The 19,410-nt window shown below is 70.0% G+C and carries 14 protein-coding genes; 4 read left to right on the plus strand and 10 right to left on the minus strand.

Going from position 1 to position 19,410, the window contains the following annotated elements:
• Positions 1-662: 662 nt before the first annotated feature.
• From tyrS to argC, 9 genes are all read right to left on the minus strand, one after another.
• Positions 663-1,928, minus strand: coding sequence for a tyrosine--tRNA ligase (tyrS, locus tag HHX33_RS25525; protein ID WP_117408343.1), 1,266 nt, complete (start codon positions 1,926-1,928; stop codon positions 663-665).
• 131 nt (positions 1,929-2,059) lie between these two features.
• Complete coding sequence (locus HHX33_RS25530) at positions 2,060-2,743, minus strand: DNA-3-methyladenine glycosylase (RefSeq protein ID WP_182876830.1); 684 nt, start codon at positions 2,741-2,743, stop codon at positions 2,060-2,062.
• Positions 2,725-4,137 (minus strand): argininosuccinate lyase, encoded by a 1,413-nt coding sequence (gene argH, locus HHX33_RS25535; protein ID WP_182876913.1) that lies wholly within the window; start codon positions 4,135-4,137, stop codon positions 2,725-2,727. Before argH ends, HHX33_RS25530 begins: the two co-directional genes overlap by 19 nt.
• Positions 4,138-4,392: 255 nt before the next feature.
• Positions 4,393-4,977, minus strand: a complete 585-nt coding sequence (locus HHX33_RS25540) for an arginine repressor (RefSeq protein WP_117408341.1) — start codon at positions 4,975-4,977, stop codon at positions 4,393-4,395.
• Positions 4,974-5,939 (minus strand): ornithine carbamoyltransferase, encoded by a 966-nt coding sequence (gene argF / locus HHX33_RS25545; RefSeq protein ID WP_182876831.1) that lies wholly within the window; start codon positions 5,937-5,939, stop codon positions 4,974-4,976. Before argF ends, HHX33_RS25540 begins: the two co-directional genes overlap by 4 nt.
• Complete coding sequence (locus HHX33_RS25550) at positions 5,932-7,122, minus strand: acetylornithine transaminase (protein ID WP_182876832.1); 1,191 nt, start codon at positions 7,120-7,122, stop codon at positions 5,932-5,934. Before HHX33_RS25550 ends, argF begins: the two co-directional genes overlap by 8 nt.
• Positions 7,119-8,099 carry an acetylglutamate kinase gene (argB, locus tag HHX33_RS25555; RefSeq protein WP_117408338.1) on the minus strand — a complete coding sequence of 327 codons (981 nt, stop codon included), beginning with the start codon at positions 8,097-8,099 and terminating at the stop codon, positions 7,119-7,121. Before argB ends, HHX33_RS25550 begins: the two co-directional genes overlap by 4 nt.
• Positions 8,096-9,250, minus strand: coding sequence for a bifunctional glutamate N-acetyltransferase/amino-acid acetyltransferase ArgJ (gene argJ, locus HHX33_RS25560; protein ID WP_117408337.1), 1,155 nt, complete (start codon positions 9,248-9,250; stop codon positions 8,096-8,098). The genes argB and argJ overlap by 4 nt, the downstream gene beginning before the upstream one ends.
• A gap of 28 nt (positions 9,251-9,278) precedes the next feature.
• Positions 9,279-10,301, minus strand: coding sequence for an N-acetyl-gamma-glutamyl-phosphate reductase (gene argC / locus HHX33_RS25565; RefSeq protein ID WP_182876833.1), 1,023 nt, complete (start codon positions 10,299-10,301; stop codon positions 9,279-9,281).
• 184 nt (positions 10,302-10,485) lie between these two features.
• Between argC and HHX33_RS25570 the strand changes: the two genes are divergently transcribed.
• Positions 10,486-12,141: a class I adenylate-forming enzyme family protein gene (locus HHX33_RS25570; protein WP_182876834.1), complete on the plus strand. Its 1,656-nt coding sequence runs from the start codon at positions 10,486-10,488 to the stop codon at positions 12,139-12,141.
• Between the two features lie 160 nt (positions 12,142-12,301).
• Here HHX33_RS25570 and HHX33_RS25575 read toward each other — a convergent pair whose 3' ends face one another.
• Positions 12,302-13,033, minus strand: a complete 732-nt coding sequence (locus tag HHX33_RS25575; RefSeq protein WP_182876835.1) for a hypothetical protein — start codon at positions 13,031-13,033, stop codon at positions 12,302-12,304.
• A gap of 922 nt (positions 13,034-13,955) precedes the next feature.
• Here HHX33_RS25575 and HHX33_RS25580 point away from each other — a divergent pair.
• From HHX33_RS25580 to HHX33_RS25590, 3 genes are all read left to right on the plus strand, one after another.
• Entirely contained in the window at positions 13,956-15,122 is a 1,167-nt protein-coding gene (locus HHX33_RS25580) for a polysaccharide deacetylase family protein (RefSeq protein WP_182876836.1), read from the plus strand.
• Between the two features lie 249 nt (positions 15,123-15,371).
• The gene (locus HHX33_RS25585) at positions 15,372-15,983 is read left to right on the plus strand and encodes a Uma2 family endonuclease (RefSeq protein ID WP_396785664.1); all 612 of its coding nucleotides are present in this window, start codon (positions 15,372-15,374) and stop codon (positions 15,981-15,983) included.
• Between the two features lie 242 nt (positions 15,984-16,225).
• Positions 16,226-19,408, plus strand: a complete 3,183-nt coding sequence (locus tag HHX33_RS25590) for a penicillin acylase family protein (protein WP_182876837.1) — start codon at positions 16,226-16,228, stop codon at positions 19,406-19,408.
• Positions 19,409-19,410 lie beyond the last annotated feature (2 nt).

Genomic DNA, 19,410 nt, shown 5'->3' on the forward strand with positions numbered 1-19,410 from the left:
GTCTGAAAAGTGTCACCCCTGGCCGGCACCCCCCGGCTAAGGAAAGGCACCGTCAAAGGAATCCGCCACCAATCAACGGTGACGGGGTCATGCATGATTCATGCACTGGCTTTTAGCACACTGTTGAGTTCTCAAGAAACGGACGCGACCACCATCACCCGAAACCCGTGACGGGTCCCGAGATCCAGGGCGATTACTTCCGTCCGGCCGACTCTTCGGCGATCACCGTGTCACAGACCCGAAGCGAGTCATGCGATCTCGGCCGATGCTCTTGTCAGAGTGACCTTCCCCTTTCGGGGCAACCACTCCATCTTAAACCCTCGCCTGCCTCACGTCAAACCTCTCGGTTCCGCCGTGCCGCAGACGACCCCGACCCGGCGCGAGCGCCTCGTCTGGGTGGTTGTCGGAGTGGCTTGCCCGTTGGGGTCCGGCCGCCTCTCGGCGTCCCGCTCTCCCCGGGGACGAGGAAAACATTAGGCAACGTCCGCCCGGCCGTCAAATCACGCCGAGATGGCCAAAACCCCAGGCCAGACAGCGACTTCTGGCCATCGCTGCCGCCAAGGCCACAAGATTGTTACCTGCGCCACAAGGAACCTTGACCGCGAAAGAGCCGCCCCGGACCGGTCGGCCGGGACGGCTCCAAGCGATCGACGTACCGACGATCAGGCGACCTCGATGCCGCCGACCGTCTTCTTGCCGCGGCGGAGCACGAGGAACCGGCCGTGCAGCAGATCCTCCGCGGAGGGCACGTACTCCTCATCGGTGATCTTCGTGTTGTTCAGGTACGCGCCGCCCTCCTTCACGGCCCGGCGCGCCGCGGACTTGGACTCGACGAGCCCGCTCTGCGCGAGCAGGTCGACGTACGACGCCCCCAGGGCGGGGACGACCGCCTTCGGCACCTCCGCGAGAGCCGACTCCAGGGTGCGGGCGTCCAGTTCCGCGAGCGAACCCTGCCCGAACAACGCACGCGAGGCCGCGATCACCCGGGCGAGCTCGTCGGCGCCGTGCACCAGGGTGGTCAGGTCCTCGGCCAGCGCGCGCTGCGCCGCCCGGGCCGCCGGCCGTTCCGCCACCGCCTTCTCCAGCTCCTCGATCTCCTCCCTCGTACGGAAGGTGAAGACCTTGAGGAACCGCACGACGTCCCGGTCGTCGGCGTTGAGCCAGTACTGGTAGAACGCGTAGGGCGAGGTCAGCGCGGGGTCGAGCCATACTGCGCCGCCGGCCGTCTTGCCGAACTTGGTGCCGTCGGCCTTGGTGATCAGCTTGCCGGTGAGCGCGTGGACATGGGCGCTCTCCACCCGCCGGATGAGATCGACACCGGCGGTGATGTTGCCCCACTGGTCGCTGCCGCCCAGCTGGAGCGTGCACCCATGCCGGCGGTACAGCTCCAGGTAGTCGTTGGCCTGCAGGATCTGGTAGCTGAACTCCGTGTAGCTGAGTCCTTCACCGGCCAGCCGCGCGGAGACCGACTCCCTGGCGAGCATCCGGTTGACCGGGAAGTGCTTGCCGATGTCGCGCAGGAAGTCGATCGCGCTCAGCTCGGCCGTCCAGTCGAGGTTGCTGACCAGCGTGGCCGCGGTCGGCCCTTCCTCGAAGGTGAGAAACTTCTCCACCTGCACCCTGATGCGGGACACCCATTCGGCGACGATGTCGCTCGAGTTGAGCGCCCGCTCCGTGCTGCGCCCGCTCGGATCCCCGATCAGGCCTGTCGCGCCGCCGACCAGCCCGATCGGGCGGTGTCCCGCCCGCTGGAAGCGGGTCAGGATGAGCAGGGTCGCGAGGTTGCCCACGTGCAGCGAGGGCGCGGTCGGGTCGAAGCCCGCATACACGGTGATCGGACCGTCGGCCAGCGCCTTGCGCAGCGCGTCGATGTCGGTGGTCTGCGCGATCACATCGCGCCACTCGAGTTCGTCGAGGATGTCACCCATCTCCGACGTCGGCACGATATTGCCTGAAGTTACGGTCACGGTCGTGGCTTTCGCTTATCGATGGTGGGTGTACGGGCTTCCGTACAAGCCTGCCTGATCACGGAACCCTATCGCCACTTCTTGGCGACGCGTCAGCGCGCGGCTCGGCCACGGCGCCTGGGGACGTGCGCGCGGTACGGAGAGACGGTGGGGTCACCGTCGATCCAGAACCTCCAGGGGGTGTCGGCGCCGGCGGACACTCCGGTGCGCGGACCCGTCCTCACCTGGCCGGACGGCACCGGCCGGCCCTCGTGCACCTGAATGGGGCCACCCGAGCAGCAGTCCGTGCCGTTGTGCTCCTTCACCAGGCCGAGGGCCACCGCGAGCCGGGCCGGTCCCCTGGCGAGATCCCGGTCGGGAACCCGGCGGGCCAGGCCCTCCATCCCGGGACCGTCGGCGTGCGGCATGCGGCGGATGCGGGCGGTGTGCACGCCCGCGACCACCTCGCCCGCCCGTAACAGGACGGCCGAACCGGTGCCCGCGGGCATGCACACGAGGTTCGCGCAGTAGTGCATGCCGTACGTGAAGTAGACGTAGAGGTGTCCCGGCTCGCCGAACATGACGGCGTTGCGTGGCGTGCGCCCCCGGTAGGTGTGGGAGGCCGGGTCCTGCCCCGGGCCGCCGTACGCCTCGACCTCGCTCAGCCGGACCGCCACCGACCCGTGCACGACCACCCGGCCGAGGAGATCGGGGGCGACCACCTCCGAAGGGCGGTCGAAGAAGTCGCGGCCGAGCGGCTCGCCCGCGACGTCGTCGATCAGTTCTCGTTCGCCCATGCCGCCTGGCCGTCGACGATCTCCCGGAGGTTCGCGACCTGGTCACGGACCCGGTCGGGCGCCGTGCCGCCGAAGGCGCTGCGGGCGGCCAGCGCCCCGTGCACGTTCAGCACGTCGCGGACGCTCGCGCCCGTCTCGTCCACCGCGAAGTGCGGCGAGACCTTCGCCAGTTCCTCGTCGGTCAGTTCGCCGAGGTCCTTGTCGTTCACCTGGCACCACACCACCAGATGGCCGACGGCCTCGTGCGCGTCCCGGAACGGGACGCCGCGGCGGACCAGCAGCTCGGCGAGGTCGGTCGCCAGCGCGAACCCGTCGGGCGCGCTGGTCTCCAGCTTGGCCTTGTTGACCCGCATCGTGGCGATCATGCCGGACACGGCCGGGAGCACCAGGAGCAGGGTGTCGACCGCGTCGAAGACGGGCTCCTTGTCCTCCTGGAGGTCGCGGTTGTAGGTGAGCGGCAGGCCCTTCAGCGTCGTCAGCAGTGACATCAGCGCGCCGATCAGCCGGCCGCTCTTGCCCCTGGCCAGCTCGGCGACGTCGGGATTCTTCTTCTGCGGCATGATCGAGGATCCGGTCGAGTAGGCGTCGTCCACCTCGATCCACCGGAACTCCTGCGAGGCCCACAGCACGACCTCCTCGCCGAGCCGGGAGACGTGCACGCCGATCATTGCCGCGCAGAACAGGAACTCGGCGGCGAAATCACGGTCGGCGACCGCGTCCATCGAGTTCGGCGCGGGGGCGTCGAACCCGAGTTCGGCGGCGACGGCGGCGGGGTCGAGCGGCAGCGAGGATCCGGCCAGCGCGCCGGAGCCCAGCGGCGAGACCGCCGCGCGCCTGTCCCAGTCCCGCAGCCGGTCCACGTCCCGGGTCAGCGGGTGGACGTGGGCGAGAAGCTGGTGGCCGAACGACACCGGCTGGGCGTGCTGCAGGTGCGTCATGCCGGGCGCCGCGACGTCGGCGTTCTCCTCGGCCTGGCTGATCAGCGCGGTCTCCAGTTCGACCAGCCTGGAGACGATCGTGCGGACGTGGTCACGCAGGTAGAGGCGCAGGTCGGTGGCCACCTGGTCGTTGCGGCTGCGGCCGGCCCGGAGCTTGCCGCCCAGCGAGCCGAGCCGCTCCAGCAGGCCGCGCTCCAGCGCCGTGTGCACGTCCTCGTCGGCGACGGTGGGACGGAACTCCCCCTTCCGGCAGGCCCGGTCGAGATCGTCGAGCGCCCCCAGCATGCGGTCGAGTTCCTCCTGCGTCAGGAGGCCGGCGCGGTGCAGCACGCGTGCGTGCGCGCGCGAAGCCAGCAGATCGTACGGCGCGAGGCGCCAGTCGAACTGCACACTCACCGACAGGCGCGTGAGGGCGTCCGCGGGTCCCCCCTCGAACCTGCCACCCCAGAGCCGCATCGGCTTGTTGTCCGCCACCGTCTTCTCCCTCCGATTTCCATATCTCCGCCGGCAAAAGGCGACCGCGTGCGTTTCCGCGAGGAGCCCTCGTACGGAGATCTCACGCCCTTCCGGTCGTCCCCTGGACGAGCGCTCGGCGCGTTTCTCCGTATGAATCCTCGTGGTGGATCCTCCTGACGGATCCTCGTGCGGGACTAATCCGCGACCTTAGCCGACGGGTGGACCGGTCCCCGCACACGGACCGGCCCCGCACAGTCACGCTTCCTCGTCTCCATGAGAGTGATCATGGACGTCGGCGGTGAGCTTGTGCCTGGTCACGTCCGGCGTCCTGCGGGTGGCCAGGCTGAGCAGGGATTCCGCCAGCGCCTGCCCTCCCGTGGGGCTCCTGCTGATCACGAGGATCGTGTCGTCACCGGCCACCGTGCCGAGGATCGAGTCCCAGCCCGCGTGGTCGACGGCCGAGGCGAGAAACTGGGCCGCCCCCGGAGGCGTGCGGAGGATCACCAGGTTGGCGGACGCCTCCGCCGACACCAGGAGTTCCTCGGCGATCCTGCGCAGGCGCGCGTCGGGATTCTCGGTGAATCCGTTGGCGGCGCCGGCCCGGTAGATCGGGATCCGGCCGCCGCCCTCACCGGGCAGCGCGTAGACCAGAGTGCCGTCGTCGGCCCGCAGCTTGAGCGCGCCGAGCTCGTCGAGATCCCGGGAGAGGGTGGCCTGGGTCACCTCCACTCCCTGCTCCGCCAGCAGCCTGGCCAGCTCGGGCTGCGAGCGGACCTTGTGCCGGGTCAGCAACTCGACGATCCGGGCGTGCCGCGCCGCCTTGGTGAGCGGGATGCTCACAACCCCTCCGCGCTCCGCGTCACGAGCCAGTGCAGCAACGCCTTCTGCGCGTGCAGCCGGTTCTCCGCCTGGTCCCACACGACGCTGCGCGGTCCGTCGATGACGTCGGCGGCGATCTCCAGTCCCCGGTACGCCGGCAGGCAGTGCAGCACGATCGCGTCAGGGTCGGTCAGGGCGAGCAGAGCCGTGTTCACCTGGTAGGGGGTGAAGGCCGCCACCCGCTCGTCCTTGCCGTCCTGACCCATCGAGACCCAGGTGTCGGTGGCGATCACGTGCGCCCCGGCCGCGGCCGCCTCGGGGTCGCTGAGCGCCACGACCGATCCCCCGGTGGACGCCGCGATCTCGGCGGCCCGGTCCAGCACCGCGGCATCGGGCAGGTAACCCGCGGGCGCCCCGATCCGGACGTGCATCCCGGCCATGGCGCAGCCCAGAAGGTAGGAGTGCGCCATGTTGTTGGCGCCGTCGCCGAGGTAGGCGAGTGTCAGCCCGCCGGCCGTGCCCTTGTGCTCCCGGATCGTCTGCAGGTCGGCGAGGATCTGGCAGGGGTGGAACTCGTCGGTCAGCGAGTTCACCACCGGCACCGACGAGTAGGCCGCCATCGTCTCGATGCGCTCCTGGCCTCCCGTCCGCCAGACGATCGCCGCGACCTGCCGGGACAGCACCCGCGCGGTGTCCTCGACGGGCTCGCCTCGTCCCATCTGCGAGGTGCCGCCGTCCATGATCAGCGGCAGCCCGCCCAGCTCCGCCACCCCCACGGAGAACGAGACGCGAGTCCGGGTCGACGGCTTGTCGAAGAGGAGGGCGACCGCCCGGGGGCCTTCGAACGGCCGGTAACCGAACCGGTCCTTCTTCATCGCCTCGGCGAGGTCGAGCACCTGCGCCTGCTCCTGGGGGGACAGGTCGTCGTCGCGCAGGAAGTGCCGGACCCGCGCGGCGGTGTTCACGAGGTTGTCGTCAGGCATCGGCGGCCTCCAGGATGCCGGGCAGCGCGTCGAGGAAGACCCGCGCGTCGGGTTCGGTGATCACAAGCGGCGGCGCGAGCCGGACCGCGTCGGGCTGCAGCGCGTTGACCAGGAAACCGGCCTCCTGGGCCGCGGCCTGCACCTGTGCCGATTTGGGGGCGGTCAGCACGGCGGCGAGCCACAGTCCGCGTCCCCTGACGCCCTTGAGCAGCGGGTGCCGCACGGCGGCGATGCCCTCGGAGAGGAGCGCTCCCACACGCGCGGCGTTTCCGAGCAGGCCGTCGCGCTCGATGGTGCCGAGCACCGCCAGCGCCGCTGCGCACGAGACCGGGTTGCCGCCGAAGGTCGAGCCGTGGTCTCCCTTGGCGAAGACCTCGCCGGCCTCTCCCAGGCCGACGCAGGCTCCGATCGGCATGCCCCCGCCCAGTCCCTTGGCCAGGGTCACGATGTCCGGGACGACTCCCTCCGCCTGGTGGGCGAACCAGTGCCCGGTGCGGCCGATGGCCGACTGGATCTCGTCGGCGACCAGGAGGGCGCCGGTGGCGGAGCAGATCTCCCGGGCCGCGCGGAAATAGCCCTCGGGCGGCGGGACGACCCCGGCCTCGCCCTGCGTGGGCTCCAGGAAGACCGCGGCGCAGTCCTCGGTCACGGCGTTCTTGAGCGCGTCCGCGTCGCCGTACGGAACGAACCGCACGTCGAGCGGGAACGGGCCGAACTGGTCGCGGATCGACTGCTTGCCGGTGAGTGACAGCGCGCCGAGCGTGCGGCCGTGGAACCCGTTCTCCGCCGCCACCATGTAGCCGCGGCCGTGGGTCCGGCCATACTTGATGGCGATCTTCAGCGCGGCCTCGTTGGCCTCGGTGCCGGAGTTGGCGAGGAAGACCCGGGCCGGCTCCCCGAGCAGGGTGCGCAGCCTCTCGGCGAGCAGCACCTCCTGCTCGTGCAGGAACAGATTGGAGGTGTGGGCGAGCGTGGCGACCTGCCGCGACACCGCTTCGACCAGGGCCGGGTGGCCGTGCCCGAGCGAACTCACCGCGATGCCGCCGATGAGGTCGAGGTAGCGGCGCCCGTCCACGTCCCAGACGGCGCAGCCCTCGCCGCGTGCCAGGGCGACGGGTGGCACCCCGTAGTTGTGCATGAACGCCGACGCGAATCGTTCGCGCAGTTCGTCGTTGCCGGTCACCTGGCATCCCCTCCGCTCACGACGCCGTTCGCGACTTTCACCGGGCTCCGGCCGTCCGTCCCCGGGCCGGCGTCCGGCTCGACCATCGTGCCGATTCCCTCGTCGGTGAAGACCTCCAGCAGCAGGGCGTGCGGCACCCGCCCGTCGAGCACGTGTGCCTGCGGGACGCCGCCGCGCACGGCCGTCAGGCATGCTTCCATCTTCGGCACCATCCCGCTGGACAGCGAGGGCAGCAGCGCGGCGAGTTCCGAGGCGGTGATCCGGCTGACCACTTCCAAGCCCGAGCCCGGTTCCTCGCCTTCGCCCGGAGGCTGCCAATCCGCGTACAGCCCCTCGACGTCGGTCAGGACGATCAGCTTCGACGCCTTGAGCGCGACGGCGAGCGCCGCGGCCGCGGTGTCGGCGTTGACGTTGTAGATCCCGCCGTCGTCGCCGCGGGCCACCGACGACACCACCGGGATGCGCCCGTCGTCCAGCAGGGCCTGCACGGCTCCCGCCTCGACGCGGACGATCTCCCCCACCTGCCCGATGTCGACTTTGACGCCGTCGACCGTCACGTGCTTGCGCTCGGCCGTGAACAGGTGGGCGTCCTCGCCGGACATGCCGACCGCGAACGGCCCGTGGCCGTTGATCAGCCCGACGACGTCGCGGTTGACCTGCCCCACGAGCACCATCCGGACGACCTGCATGGCCTCGGGTGTGGTCACCCGCAGGCCGGACACGAAGTGGCTGTCGATCCCGAGCAGGTCGAGGTGCGACTGGATCTGCGGCCCGCCGCCGTGCACGATGACCGGGCGCAGTCCCGCGTAGCGCAGGAAGACCACGTCGGCGGCGAACTTGGCCCGCAGGTGCTCCTCGGTCATCGCGTTCCCGCCGTACTTGATGACGACGGTCGCGCCGTGGAAGCGGGCGAGCCAGGGCAGGGCCTCGATCAGCGTGTGCGCCTTGTCCAGGGCGCCGTTGCGTCGGACGCTCATGACGAGTACGCCGAGTTCTCGTGCACGTAGGCCGCCGTGAGGTCGGTGGTGTGCACGGTCGCGCTGTGCGGGCCGGCGGACAGGTCGATCGTGATGGTCACGTCGCGCGGGCGCAGGTCGACCTTCGAGCGGTCGTCGCCGGCGGCGCCTCCCCGGCAGATCCAGATGCCGTTGACGGCCACGTTGACCCGCTCCGCCTCGAAGACCGCGTCGGTCGTGCCGACCGCGCTGACCACCCGGCCCCAGTTGGGGTCCTCGCCGTGGATCGCGCACTTCAGCAGGTTCGAGCGGGCCACTGCCCGGCCCACCGCCACCGCGTCGTCCTCCGACGCCGCGCCCACGACCTCGATCGCGATCGCCTTGGTGGCGCCCTCGGCGTCGACCAGAAGCTGCCGGGACAGGTCGGCGCAGACGGCGGTGACGACCTTCTCGAACTCGGCGAGGTCGGGGCGGACGCCGGACGCGCCGCTGGCGAGCAGCAGCACCGTGTCGTTCGTCGACATGCAGCCGTCGGTGTCGAGCCGGTCGAACGTCACCGCCGTCGCCTTGCGCAGCACCGTGTCGAGCTCCTCGGAACCGAGCTCGGCGTCGGTGGTCAGCACGCACAGCATGGTGGCCAGGCCGGGTGCGAGCATCCCCGCGCCCTTGGCCATGCCGCCCACCATGTAACCTCCCTCGCCACGGCGGAAGGAAATCTTGCTCACGGTGTCGGTGGTCCGGATCGCGTCCGCGGCGGCCAGCCCGCCGTCCCGGCTGAGCTGGGCCGCGGCCGTTCCCACGCCGCCGAGCAGCGCGTCGAGCGGGAGCCTCTCGCCGATCAGCCCGGTCGAGCACACCGCGATCTCGGCGGCGGAGTCGCCGAGGACCTCGGCCGCCTTCTCGGCGGTGGCGTGGGTGTCCTGGAAGCCGAGAGGGCCGGTGCAGGCGTTGGCACCGCCGGAGTTGAGCACGACCGCCCTGACCCGGCCGCCGTCGAGAACCTGGGCGGACCACAGGACCGGCGCGGCCTTGAACCGGTTGCGGGTGAAGACCCCCGCCGCGGCCCGCGAGGGGCCGTCGTTCACGACCAGGGCGAGATCGCGGGCGCCGCCGCTCTTGATCCCGGCGACGACTCCGGCGGCGCGGAAGCCCAGGGGTGCGGTGACGCTCATGCACGCTCCTCGGAAGGGAAGGTCTTGCTCACGGGGCGACTCCATTGGTGGGAAGGCCGAGTTCTTCCGGAAGACCGAGCGCGAGGTTGGCGCTCTGGATCGCGCCGCCCGCGGTGCCCTTGGTGAGGTTGTCGACGGCGACGACGGCCACGATCCGCCCGGCCCGCTGGTCCAGGGCGACCTGCAGGACCGCGGTGTTCGCCCCGACCGTCATCGCCGTGGCCGGCCACACGCCCTCGGGCAGCAGGTGGAGGAACGGCTCGTCCTTGACCGCCGCCTCGTACGCCTCCCGCACGGCGGCGGGGGTCGTCCCGGAGGCGGCGGGAGCCGTACAGGTGGCGAGGATGCCGCGGCTCATGGGCGCGAGGGTCGGCGTGAACGACACGCGGACGGGCCGCCCGGCGACCGCCGACAGGTTCTGCTCCATCTCCGGCGTGTGCCGGTGGACCCCGCCGACTCCGTACGCACCGACCGAGCCCATGACCTCGCTGCCGAGCAGGTGGGCCTTGGGGGCACGGCCGGCCCCGGAGGTGCCGCTGGCCGCGACCACCACCACGTCGGGCTCGGCGAGCCCGGCCGCGAAGGCGGGGAACAGCGCCAGGGTCGCGGCGGTCGGGTAGCAGCCGGGCACGGCGATCCGCCGGGCGCCCCGCAGGACCTCCCGCTGGCCGGGCAGTTCGGGAAGGCCGTAGGGCCAGGTGCCCGCGTGGACGCCTCCGTAGAAGGCCGTCCACTCCTCCGCGCTGGCCAGCCGGAAGTCGGCGCCGCAGTCGACGACCAGCGTGCCGTCGCCGAGTTCGGCCGCGACGGCGGCCGACTGACCGTGCGGCAGCGCGAGGAAGACCACATCGTGCCCGGCCAGCGCCTGCGGGGTAGTCTGCTCGATGACCCGGTCGGCCAGGGACGGCAGGTGGGGCTGGTGCGCGCCCAGTCTCGTGCCAGCGCTGGACGCCGCGGTGAGCGCGCCGATCTCGACGTCGGGGTGGCCCAGCAGCAGGCGGAGGAGCTCTCCCCCCGCGTATCCGCTCGCTCCGGCGATCGCCGCCCTCATCGGCCCCCCAGACTCCCCTGCATGGCTATGCAGGCAACCTCATGTTCTTGCTTGTGTAGAGAGTATGCACCGCCAGGCATGGGCATGCAAGCGGCGTTTCGCGAGGTGGACACCTGGCGGCCATACCTACCGGTCGGTATCGTGAAACCTCCGGTTAACGTATTCATCCGGGAGCACGTCCATCATGACGATCACGCACGAACAGGTCCAGGCCCAGCTCACCGCGCCCGGTCAGCTCTTCGAGATGGAAGAGGTCGAGGTCGGCGGCAGCAGGATCCGGGCGTGGAAACACGCCCCCGCGACCTTCCGCGCACTCCTGGAGATCACCCGCTTCCACGGGGACAAGGTGTTCGTCGTCTACGAGGGCGAGCGGATCACCTACGAGGAGCACTTCCGGCTGGTCGCGACCCTCGCCAACCGGCTCGTGGACGACTACGGCGTACGCGCGGGCGACCGCGTCGCCCTCGCCATGCGCAACTATCCGGAATGGATCGTCTCCTTCTCCGCCGTGCTCGCCGCCGGCGCGGTCGCCGTCCCGCTGAACGCCTGGTGGACCGAGCAGGAACTGGAGTACGGCCTCGGCGACTCGGGCGCCAAGCTGGTGATCGCCGACAGCGAGCGCGCCGCGCGGATGTCCGGCAGCGGCCTGCCCATGATCGTCGCCCGCGGGGAGGGCGCCAACTGGGCCGGCGTCCTCGGCGAGGTGCGCGCCGACGTGACGCTGCCCCCGGTCGACGTCCACCCCGACGACCCGGCGACCATCTTCTACACCTCCGGCACGACCGGCAGGTCCAAGGGCGCCCTCGGCAGCCACCGCAACCTCGGCCAGGCGCCGATGACCGTGGCGTACGCCATGATGCGCACCGTGGCCCTGGCGGGCAGAGACGTGTCCTCGGCGGCCGGGAAGCGCAGGATCACCCTGCTCACCGTGCCGCTCTTCCACGTCACCGGATGCTTCGCCGTACTGATGACCACGATGTTCAGCGGCGGCGGGCTCGTGCTGATGTACAGGTGGGACCCCAAGCGGGCCCTGGAGCTCATCGAGCGAGAGCGCGTCACCATACTGAGCGGCGTCCCGACCAACGCCTGGCAGCTGCTGTCCCATCCCGACCTGGGCGGCCACGACATCTCGTCGCTCGGCTCGATCTCGTACGGCGGCGCGCCCGCGCCGCCCAGGCTGCTGGAACGGATCACCGAGACGCTTCCCGAGCGCACGCCCGCGAACGGGTACGGCATGACCGAGACGACCGCGCTGGCCATCTACAACAGCGGCCGGGACTACCTGGCCAAGCCCGGCAGCATCGGCCGCCCGCTCGCGGTGGTGGACGTGAAGATCTGCGACCCGTACGGCGCCGAACTGCCGCCCGGCGAGGTCGGCGAGCTGTGCGTGCGCGGGCCGATCGTGATCAGCGGCTACTGGAACCGTCCGGACGCGACCGCCGAGACGTTCGTGGACGGCTGGCTGCACACCGGCGACCTGGCCCGCGTCGACGAGGAGGGCTTCGTCTACATCGTCGACCGGGCCAAGGACATGGTCATCCGGGGTGGCGAGAACGTCTACTGCGCCGAGGTCGAGGCCGCCCTGTTCGAACACCCGGCGGTGGACGACGTGGCCGTGATCGGCGTACCCGACGACGAGATGGGCGAGCAGGTCGGCGCGGTGGTCCGGTTGAAGCCGGGCGCCGAGGCCACCGGTGAGGACCTGAGCGGCTTCCTGCGCGGCCGGATCGCGGCGTTCAAGGTGCCGTCGCGGTTCTGGTTCAGGGAGGCCGAACTGCCGCGCAACCCGGGCGGCAAGGTGCTCAAGACCCGTCTGCGCAAGGAGACGCTCGGTCTCTGACCGGGCCCCAGGACGGTTCGAACCGGGAGAGGCGGTCCTTGCTGTAGGCCTGGATGTAGGGCGCGCGGACATCCGGTGACGTGCTCGGGACCCCGCTCGTGTAGTTGAGCGGCATCCGTACGGCGGCGGGAGAGTCCTCGCGGACCGCCCGGTCGAGGGGTCAGTACGATTGCCGCCACTTCGCAACGGCGTGGGCATACTCGCTCGGATCCCACCGCCGCCACATACCGGCATGCTTTCCTGAGAAGTCGCCGTTGCCGGCGACGTACAGAACCCTGTACTTCTCGACGTCGACGTCCGCATCACCATCCTTATCCTTCTTCGTGTACAGAGCGGTCACCCGGAAAGGTTGACCATGATTGGTCACGGTGACCGTTCGCTGACGGCCGTCGGCGAGCACGTCCAAGGCCAAAGAGAACGAGCAAGAATGCTTCGAGGTGGCGGCGTAGATCAGAAATACCATATCCTCGTCTCGCTTCAGGGAGACGGTTCTGAGCGAGAAGTAGTCCCCTTTGGGATCGAAGCCCTTCAGCATCTGAGCTCGCGGCCGAGGCTTGTCCAAATCGAAGTACAGCCGAATGATCTCGTCCGAGGCCCCGCCAGGGGGATTGTAAAACAGCGTTCCGTCGAGTGGACGACCGCACTGCTTCACGGTCCGTATGTCCATGATACGGACCTTCTTATCCCTGTTTCCGTGTACTACGAGTTTGATTGACGTGCTGCCGTCACGCGCCGCCGTGTGGCGGTAGAACCACGAACTGTCGCTCTTCATCCCGAGAGTGATCCTGGTGACCCAGCCAAGCTGGGACTTGTTGAGCACTAGAGGCTCGGCCAGCGCCCATGTAGGACTCGTGTGATCGGCGTCAGCACCCTCCTCCACCAGATCGACCACGACAGGAGGGCCTTGGTCGGGGGTATGTGAAGGGGAAGCAGAAGGAGTAGGCGAGGCTGTGGGCGTAAGGGTCAGAGGCGGGGAAATGGAAGGCAGGTTCCTCGACGACGAAGGGATCGGCTGACTTGACGGTGGCGCGACCGCCGTAGGAGAAGAGGAACCGGACAACGCGTTCTGGATCGCCCATGTGATGAGCCCGGCCACCACAGGCGCCGCGATCGTGGTGCCGGTCCATTTCATGACGACTGGACGTTTCAGCCAGTTGACGGTTCTCGTCCAATGACCGGCCGATGAGGTGCGTGAATTCATCCGCATGCTCCTGATCCGACGCCATGACCGCCGCACGGTATCACAGGATTTTGGGAGAAAGGCGCGGCCCGCACAGGATTACATCGTTTTGGGACCCGTCGCCGAGGCCTCGACACCAGAACCATGGCCGTAATCCATGAAACGGCATGGCACATTTCACGGTGCGCATTGGCGGACTCCATGTAGGCCGAGAGTCGCACTTTGGTTCATTTCCCCCATATCGACTACAGGTGCCGCAGTGTCCAGGAAGCGCTCATAGCCCGACGCCGGAAGGGTCACTGTGCGTCGCGCGGCGGCCGGCCTAACAGCGGGGGCGCCGTCGCCGACGATCCGGCAGTGCGACGGGAGGGCCGCCGAGCACGCGCTCACCCCTGCGCGGAGCGGAGGGCCTCCACCGCGACGTGAAAAGTTCATCGGACTTCCCGCAGCTCAGGCCTGGACTGATCAGCATCCGACTGAAACATTTCTATCCAATCTTTGACATGTTTCGGTGGTGGTTTCCAGAATGAGGCCTCGGCGAACCCCCGGGGCCGGGCGGCGCTCCCCACCAGGGCACCGCGCCGCCCGGCCAGCCACCGTGCCCGATCACAGGGTTCCGACTTGAGGAGCGAAGATGGCCGACAGCGCCGTGCCCGTCGTCAGACGTCCCGGTTTACGCAAGACCCTCGCCACGGCGCTCGCGAGCGTCGCCGCCGCGGCCATGGCGACCGTGGCCCTGTCCCCGACCGCGGCCAACGCCGCCGACTGCAGCGCCGGATACGTCGGCCTCACCTACGACGACGGACCCAACCCCAGCAACACCACCAACCTGCTCAACACCCTCAAGGCCAACGGCCTGCGCGCCACCATGTTCAACATCGGGCAGAACGCCCAGAACAACCCCTCACTCGTGAGGGCGCAGGTCGACGCCGGGATGTGGGTCGGCAACCACAGCTACACCCACCCCCACCTCACCCAGCAGAGCAGCTCCCAGATCCAGTCGGAGCTCCAGCGGACCCAGCAGGCCATCCAGCAGGCCACCGGAACCGCACCCAAGCTGTTCCGCCCCCCGTACGGCGAGACCAACAACACCCTCAAGTCCGTCGAACAGCAGCTCGGCCTCCGAGAGATCATCTGGGACGTCGACTCCCAGGACTGGAACGGCGCCAGCACCTCCCAGATCGTCCAGGCCGCCGGACGCCTCCAAAACGGCCAGATCATCCTCATGCACGACCAGTACTCCACCACCGTCGCCGCCATCTCCCAGATCGCCGCCAACCTCCGCAGCCGCAACCTCTGCGCCGGCATGATCTCCCCCACCACCGGACGCGCCGTCGCCCCCGACGGCAGCAGCCCGGGCTCCCCGTCCCCGTCGATCCCGCCGCAGTCCCCCAGCGCCACCCCCACCTCCGGTGGTGGCAGTGGGCCGATCAAGGGCGTGGCCTCCGGCCGCTGCCTGGACGTGCCCAACGCCAGCCAGAACGACGGTACCCAGGTGCAGTTGTACGACTGCAACGGCCAGAGCAACCAGACCTGGTCGTCCTCGTCCTCCGGTGAGATCCGGGTCTACGGCAGCAAGTGCCTCGACGCCGGCGGCACCGGCAACGGCGCCGTCGTGCAGATCTACTCCTGCCACGGGGGCGACAACCAGAAGTGGCGGGTCAACGGCGACGGCAGCATCCAGGGCGTCCAGTCCAACCTGTGTCTCGACGCCGCCGGAGCCGGCACCGGCAACGGCACCAAGCTCCAGCTGTACTCCTGCCACGGCGGCAACAACCAGAAGTGGACCTGGACCAGATAGCCCCCCCGCCCGTGGCCCGCGATGTCGGACACCCCGCCGCACCGCGGGCCACGGCCCTTGGGCCGGCAGTCAGTCTCCTGTCTCGTGGGCTGACCGCCGGAACGGTGCGGCGCTCTCCGGGAGCGCCGCACCTTCTCACTGTCCGGGCATGCTCCGCGACCGTGGCACCGCCACGGAAAACCCGCGTTCCGGCAGGGGACAGCCAGGGAATCACTTCGCGTGACGCTCACGCGTTGCTACCGTGAGTGCATGACGGCTGAGGTGCGGAGCGAAGTGCCCATGAGCGATATATGCGGCGTCCCCCGTTGGGTTTTCCCTCCACCGGAAGGATTTCGGGCCACCGACCTCGACCACATACCGCAACTCCCTGCGCACACAGAGTTGATTGATGGAAGCTTGGTCTTCGTGAGCCCCCAAGCCTCCTTCCACACACGAGCCGTCGACCTCCTCACAAGTGGCCTGCGCCGCCACCTGCCCTCGGGGCTACGCGTACGTCGTGAAATGAGCGTGATTCTCGACCTGCGTCAGCGGCCCGAGCCGGACGTGTGCGTTATTCAGGCGGAGGCGGATCGCGGGCCGGACCAGACGGCGTACGAGGCCGGCGATGTGATCCTGGTTGTGGAGGTCGTCTCGCCCGAGTCCGAGGAGCGGGACCGCAAGCGCAAGCCGCAGCTCTACGCCGAGGCGGGGATCGAGCACTTCTGGCGGATCGAGAACCAGTCCGGGCGGCCCACGGTCTACGTGTACGAACTCGACCCCGCCACCGCCGCGTACGCGCTGACCGGCATCTACCACGACCGGCTCAAGGTGTCGGTGCCCTTCGACGCCGACATCGACCTGGCCGAGATCGACGAGCTGTAGGCTCCGGAACCTCTGATCCCCACCGGCGACGGCCCGTAGCCGAGCGCTCCGGCTCCGCGAGCGGCGGCGGGCCTTACGTTGACTGCGATCGGCAGGTTCTGCCACGATCGCGGCAAAGTCGGCATTGCTCCTCTGGTTACCCCCGCGTATCGTCCAGAGTTGAGCCCCACTCACATTCACGCGCGTGACAGCACCATCCTGCCGTCCCTTCACCCCCTGACACCGCGAAGGGAAGTTCCCCCATGCACGCGCGCCTCCGACGGGCGATCACCGCTGCCGCCGCGCTGGTCCTCGTCTCCGTCGGCCTGCCGGCGGAGACGGCCACCGCCGCCCCCTACTACCCGCCCGACGACTACTGTCTGGGCCAGTGCGCGGACGTCCTGCCGCCCGGGCAGAACGGCAACGCCACGCTCGTGGACATCCTGGGCAACCAGACCCTGGGCACCTACCCGGCCCACAGCAGGGACCAGCTCGGCAGGTACGCCGACCTGATCTCCGGCTACACCGGGCTGACCGACGAGCAGATCTCCGCGTTCTTCGGCGACAGCGGCTTCGGCGTGCCGGCGAACCAGGTCGAGAGCACGGTCAGCCCGCGGTCCGACGTCACGATCGTCCGGGACAAGGCGACCGGCGTGCCGCACGTCACCGGCACCACCCGCGAGGGCACGATGTTCGGCGCCGGGTACGCCGGAGCCCAGGACCGCCTGTGGCTCATGGACCTCATGCGGCACGTCGGCCGGGGCGAGCTGACGCCGTTCGCCGGCGGCGCGGCGGGAAACCGGGAGCTGGAGCAGAGCGTCTGGCGCAACTCCCCCTACACGGAGGCCGATCTCCAGGCCCAGATCGACCGGCTGCGGGCCTCCGGCGGCCGCGGCGCCCAGCTCTACACCGACGTGCAGAACTACATCGCCGGGATCAACGCCTACATCGACCGGTGCATGTCCGCCCGCAACTGCCCCGGCGAGTACGTCCTCACCGGCCACCTCGACGCGATCACGAACGCGGGAGGCCCGCAGTACTTCAAGATGACCGACCTGGTCGCCGTCTCCGGGGTCATCGGCGGCCTGTTCGGCGGTGGCGGCGGCGCGGAGATGCGGTCCGCCCTCGTACGGGTGGCCGCGCGGGCGAAGTACGGCGCCACCGAGGGCGACCGGGCCTGGGCGGCCTTCCGCTCCCAGAACGACCCGGAGACCGTGCTCACGCTGCACGACGGGCAGAGCTTCCCCTCCGGCACGACGCCGTCCGGCGCGACCGGCGTGGTGCTGCCCGACGCGGGCACGGCGGCCCCGGTCGACGTCACGGCGAACGAGACCGGCAGCGCGACCTCCCCCACGACGGCGGTCACGAGCGCGCTGACCGGGCTGACGGTGGACAACTCCCGGCCCGGCATGTCGAACGCGCTCGTGGTCTCGGCCGCCAAGGCGACCGGCGGCCACCCGATCGCCGTGTTCGGCCCGCAGACCGGCTACTTCGCGCCGCAACTGCTCATGCTGGAGGAGCTGTCCGGGCCCGGCATCCGGGCGCGGGGGGCCGCCTTCGCCGGGCTCAACCTCTACGTGCTGCTCGGCCGCGGGACCGACTACGCCTGGAGCGCCACGTCGGCCGCCGAGGACATCACCGACACGTACGCGGTGACGCTGTGCGACCCGAACGGCGGCACGCCCGCCCTGTCGTCGGACCACTACCTCTACCACGGCACCTGCACCGCCATGGAGACGCTGAAGAAGACCAACTCCTGGAAGCCGAACACGGCCGACTCCACCGCCGCCGGCTCATACGACCTGGTCATCAAGCGGACCAAGTACGGCCTGGTCACCTGGCGGGGGATGGCCGGCGGCGTGCCGACGGCGTTCACGGCGCTGCGCTCGACCTACCAGCACGAGACGGACTCGGCGGTCGGCTTCCAGATGTTCAACGACCCGGCCGAGATGGGCTCACCGGCGGCCTTCACGAACTCCGCTTCCAAGATCGGCTTCGCCTTCAACTGGTTCTACGTCAACTCCGCCGACACGGCGTACTTCATGTCCGGCAACGTCCCGGTGCGGTCGGCGGTGTCCGACCCGAACCTGCCGATGGCGGGCGACGCGGCGCACGAGTGGAGCGGCTTCGACCCGGCGGTCAACACGGCGGCCTACACGCCGCCCTCGGCCCACCCGCAGGCCGTCAACCAGGACTACTTCGTGAGCTGGAACAACAAGCAAGCCAAGGACTACGGCGCGGCCGACGGCAACTTCAGCTTCGGCCCGGTGCACCGCGCCGACCTGCTGGACGCGCCGCTCCGGGCCGCCCTGTCCGCGGGCACGGTCGACCGGGCCGGGGTGGTGAAGATCATGGCCTCGGCCGCCGTGACCGACCTGCGCGGGTGGAAGGTGCTGCCGAACCTGCTCCGCGTGATCGGCAGCGCGTCGTCCGTGCCCGATCCCGCCCTGGCCTCCGCCGTCGCCAAACTGTCCGCTTGGGCCGAGGCGGGCGCCCGGCGGCAGGAGGCCGCCAAGGGCAGCAAGACGTACGCGCATGCCGACGCCATCCGGATATTCGACGCGTGGTGGCCGAAGCTGGTTCGGGCGGAGTTCCGGCCCGGCCTCGGCGACGGGCTCTACCAGTCGCTGACCGGCGCGCTGCAGATCAACGAGTCGCCGTCCGGGCACCAGCAGGGCGACGTCTCCGCGCTGCCCGGGTCGGCCAACGAGTCACAGCCGCACAAGGGCTCGGCGTTCCAGTACGGCTGGTGGGGTTACGTCGACAAGGACATCCGGGCCGTGCTGGGCGACCCGGTGACCGCTCCCCTGCCCGCCAGGTACTGCGGCGCGACCGTGGCGGCCTGCCGCACGGTCCTGCTGGACAGCCTGTCGGCCGCGCTGGCCGAACCGGCGGCGACGACCTACCCCGGTGACGACTCCTGCTCCGCCGGGGACCAGTGGTGCGCCGACGCCGTGCGGCAGTCGCCGCTCGGCGGGATCAAGCACTCGCTGATCTCCTGGCAGAACCGGCCGACCTATCAGCAGGTGGTCTCGTTTCCGGCGCACCGGGGCGACGACGTGAGCGACCTCGCGCTGGGCCGTACGGCGAGCGCCTCCAGCACCGAGGGCTCCAACGCGCCGGGGCGGGCGGTGGACGGAGATCCGGCGACCCGGTGGGCCAGCGGATGGAGCAACAACCAGTACATCCAGGTCGATCTCGGCTCCGCGAGCACCGTGGGGCGGGTCATCCTGCGCTGGGAGTCGGCCTACGGCTCGTCGTACCGGATCCAGACGTCGCCCGACGGCGCCGCGTGGACCACCGCCGCGCAGACGACGACCGGCGACGGCGGCGTGGACACCGTGACCTTCGCCCCGGTCAGCGCGCGGTACGTGCGCATGCAAGGGGTCAAGCGCGCCACCCTCTTCGGCTACTCGCTGTACTCCTTCGAGGTGTACGGCAGGTGACG

The organism is Microbispora sp. H10670 (assembly GCF_014161385.1).
Classification (GTDB): domain Bacteria; phylum Actinomycetota; class Actinomycetes; order Streptosporangiales; family Streptosporangiaceae; genus Microbispora; species Microbispora triticiradicis.